This is a genomic window from Streptomyces murinus, from assembly GCF_002154555.1.
Classification (GTDB): Bacteria; Actinomycetota; Actinomycetes; order Streptomycetales; family Streptomycetaceae; genus Streptomyces; species Streptomyces murinus.
The window spans coordinates 1-3,284 of sequence record NZ_MUNF01000749.1; the positions used below are offsets into that span (position 1 = coordinate 1).

Below are 3,284 nucleotides of genomic sequence, written 5' to 3' on the forward strand. Positions count from 1 at the left end.
TCGGTATCCGCCGTGCGGCCGCCGAGCTGGGGCTGCCGTCGACGCCCGCGGCACTGATCGCGCGTGCGGAGGCATGGCGTCCGTGGCGGGCGTACGCGGTGCAGTATCTGTGGGCGACCGACAGCCACCCGATCAACTTCCTTCCCGTGTAAGTGGGTTCCACGATGATCCGCCACACCGAGACTGACGGTCCCTACGTCCGTACATGACGCTCAGCGGCCTGTTCTGAGTCAGCCCGCCGCATCCTCGGCCAGAGCGGCCAGCAGCCGGGGCAGCGCGGTGCCGATGGGCTCGCGGATCACCTCGTCGGCCTGGTCGTCGTACGGTGTGGGGTCGGCGTTGACGATGATCAGGCGGGCGCCGTGGTCGGCGGCGAGGCCCGCGAGGCCGGCGGCGGGCTGGACCTGGAGGCTGCTGCCGACGGCGATGAACACCTGGCAGGCCTTGGTGACGGCCACGGCCTGGCCGAGGACCATCGGGTCGAGGCGCTCGCCGAACATCACGGTGGCGGACTTCAGGATGCCGCCGCACTCCCGGCACCGGGGATCGTCCTCACCGGCCTCCAGACGCTCCAGGGCGTCCGCCATCGGGCCGCGCGTGTGGCACAGGGTGCAGAGGAACTCCCGGGCGGTGCCGTGCAGTTCGAGCACCTTGCGGGCGGACGTACCGGCGAGCTGGTGCAGCCCGTCCACGTTCTGTGTGATCACCCGGACCGGTACCCCGGACCGCTCCAGTTCGGCGACGGCCCGGTGGGCGGCGTTGGGTTCGGCCCGCAGGGCGCCGTTCTCGCGGCGCATCCGCCAGGACCGCCGGCGGATCTCCGGGTCGCCCATGTAGTACTCGTAGGTCACGAGCTTCTCGGCCTCGGGGTCCCGCCGCCACAGCCCGTTCGGGCCCCGGTAGTCGGGGATCCCGGAATCGGTGGAGATACCTGCGCCACTGAGAATGGCCACGAGAGGCTTGCCCATGGGCCCGAGCGTAGGGCGCGGGGTGGGGAAGGGCGAATGGATATGCGCGCGGTGGCGGTGCGGCCGCGCGGTCAGTCCACCCGGTGGCCGTTCTCCAGCTCGGCCGGTCCCGAGCCGTCCGCGAGGGCGTCCAGGGCGGCGAGGACACGGCGGCCGAGGGCGCCGGGGAGGTGCGCGGCGAGTTCCTCGCGCGGGACCAGCCGCCAGGACAGCAGTTCCTCCTCCTGGAGCCGGATCGCGCCCAGCTCCTCGTCGGCGAGCACCCCGCCGTCGTACACGTACGCCACCAGCGGCGGCCGTCCCGTCCCCGGCACCCAGTCCACGGCGAGCAGCCGCCCGAGCGCCCGGTCGAGCCCGATCTCCTCCAGCGTCTCCCTGCGGGCCCCCTGCCGGGGAGTCTCCCCGCTGTCCGACTCCACCGTGCCGCCCGGAAGCCCCCATCCCTCGCGGTAGTTGGGCTCGACCAGCAGCACCCGGCCCGCTCCGTCCCGGAAGAGCGCGGCGGCCCCGGCGAGCACCCGGGGCAGTGAGGCGATGTACGCGGCGTAGTCAGCGGTGGAGGTCATGGAGGGAAGGGTATCCAGCCGGACCGGGCCCCGAACCGCCGTGCGCCAGGCGCACGGTGCGTTCGGCCAGCGCACTGATCCGCACCCCGTCGAACCCGAACACCGCGCTGCGGACGGTGTCTTCGAGCGGATCCTTCCAGTGGCCGGGCAGCGCGGCGGCGCCGGTGCGGACCCCGGCCACCGAGCCCGCCGTCGCCCCGTTGGAGTCGGTGTCCAGACCGCCGCGCACGGTCAGCGCGAGGGTCCGGGTGAAGTCGTCGTCGCCGTACAGCAGCCCCGCGGTGAGGACGGCCGCGTTCGGCACCGTGTGGATCCAGCCCCCGGCACTCTCCCCGGTCGCGGTGTCCACGGTGTCCGCCCAGTCGAGGCCGGCCTCGTGCAGCGACATGACGCGGCGCACCGTACGGGCGAGGCGGCTGCTCGCCGGGATCACGCCGAGCGCGCTCTCCAGCGCGTCCCGCACGGCCGGTGCGGTGAAGGCCGCGGCGATCAGCGCGGCCGCGAACATGGCGCCGTAGACGCCGTTGCCCGTGTGCGACAGCACGGCGTCCCGGCGCGCCAGACCGGCCGCGCGCCCGGGGTCGCCGGGGCAGGCCCAGCCGAAGACGTCCGCGCGGATCAGCGCGCCGATCCACTCCTGGTACGGGTTGTCGTACGTCGCCGTCAGCGGCGGCCGCAGCCCGTTCGCGAGGTTGCGGTAGGCCGCACGCTCCGCGGTGAAGGTCTGGAGGTAGGGCAGCCGCAGCAGCCACAGCTCGCCGACGTCCTCGGTGCTGAAGCCGAAGCCGCGGCTCTCCAGCAGGTGCAGTCCGAGGACCGTGTAGTCCACGTCGTCGTCGCGGCAGCTGCCGTGGATCCGGCCCCGGACGCAGGAGCGCCACTCGGGGCGCAGTACGGCGGTGTCGGCCGGGTCGGCGGGCTCCGGCAGGTAGTCGGTGAGCGGCAGCGCGCCACAGCCGCCGAGATACCGGTCGATGCGGGTACGGGTCCACACCTCGCCCTGCTCGATCGGCTTGCCGAGCATGTTGCCCGCGATCCGGCCGAGCCAGCCGCCGTGGATCCGGTCGGCGAGACCGGTGGGCGCGGGGTGCTCGCTGCTCATGCCAGGGGCCTACCCGTTTTCCCCGGACCTGCTCCTGATTCCCGCCCCCGGCCTGCTCAGCCCGTGGTCGGGGCATGGCGGCGAGCGGGCGCCGAGGTTAGGGTCGCAGCGGCGCGACCGGTCCCGCCGTGTGCGGGGCCCGGAGAGCAAGGGGATGGCAAGGTGGCGGAAGCTGTGGGTGAGAGCCGTCGGGTACTCATCGCCGCGGACAAGTTCAAGGGCTCGCTGACGGCCGTGCAGGTCGCCGAGCGGGTTACGGCCGGGCTGCGCCGGGTGCTGCCGGACCTGGCGGTCGAGGCGCTGCCCGTGGCGGACGGCGGGGACGGGACCGTGGCGGCGGCGGTCGCGGCCGGGTTCGAGCGCCGCGAGGTGCGGGTGGCCGGGCCGCTGGGGGAGCCGGTGACGGCGGCGTTCGCGCTGCGCGAGGGCACCGCGGTGGTGGAGATGGCCGAGGCGAGCGGGCTGCACCGGCTGCCGGCCGGGGTCTTCGCGCCGCTGACGGCCTCCACGTACGGCTCGGGTGAGCTGCTGCGGGCCGCGCTGGACGCGGGCGCGCGGACGATCGTGTTCGGCGTCGGCGGCAGCGCCACGACGGACGGCGGCGCCGGGATGCTGGCGGCGCTCGGGGCGCGGTTCCTGGGGGAGGAC

4 protein-coding genes and 1 pseudogene are annotated in these 3,284 nt (G+C 74.4%); 2 read left to right on the forward strand and 3 right to left on the reverse strand.

Annotation, left to right across the window (positions count from 1 at the left end):
- Nucleotides 1–152 (forward strand): annotated as a pseudogene (locus CCN72_RS41030) (DNA-3-methyladenine glycosylase); the annotation flags it as partial.
- A 78-nt stretch (nt 153–230) separates the two neighbouring features.
- On the opposite strand, the gene CCN72_RS34350 reads toward CCN72_RS41030, so the two are convergent.
- The 3 genes from CCN72_RS34350 to CCN72_RS34360 form a co-directional block, all read right to left on the reverse strand.
- Entirely contained in the window at nt 231–968 is a 738-nt protein-coding gene (locus tag CCN72_RS34350; protein WP_086812251.1) for an SIR2 family NAD-dependent protein deacylase, read from the reverse strand.
- 71 nt (nt 969–1,039) lie between these two features.
- Entirely contained in the window at nt 1,040–1,534 is a 495-nt protein-coding gene (locus tag CCN72_RS34355) for an NUDIX domain-containing protein (protein WP_086812253.1), read from the reverse strand.
- Nucleotides 1,518–2,636: an ADP-ribosylglycohydrolase family protein gene (locus CCN72_RS34360; protein ID WP_086812254.1), complete on the reverse strand. Its 1,119-nt coding sequence runs from the start codon at nt 2,634–2,636 to the stop codon at nt 1,518–1,520. Before CCN72_RS34360 ends, CCN72_RS34355 begins: the two co-directional genes overlap by 17 nt.
- Before the next feature lie 174 nt (nt 2,637–2,810).
- On the opposite strand from CCN72_RS34360, the gene CCN72_RS34365 reads away from it, so the two are divergent.
- Nucleotides 2,811–3,284, forward strand: a 474-nt coding sequence (locus tag CCN72_RS34365; RefSeq protein ID WP_143664298.1) for a glycerate kinase, incomplete at its 3' end; no start/stop codon positions are given.

Coding starts and splice junctions, on each gene's coding strand:
- CCN72_RS34350 (WP_086812251.1), bottom strand. CDS start 968: ATGGGCAAGCCTCTCGTGGCCATTCTCAGTGGCGCAGGTATCTCCACC.
- CCN72_RS34355 (WP_086812253.1), bottom strand. CDS start 1,534: ATGACCTCCACCGCTGACTACGCCGCGTACATCGCCTCACTGCCCCGG.
- CCN72_RS34360 (WP_086812254.1), bottom strand. CDS start 2,636: ATGAGCAGCGAGCACCCCGCGCCCACCGGTCTCGCCGACCGGATCCAC.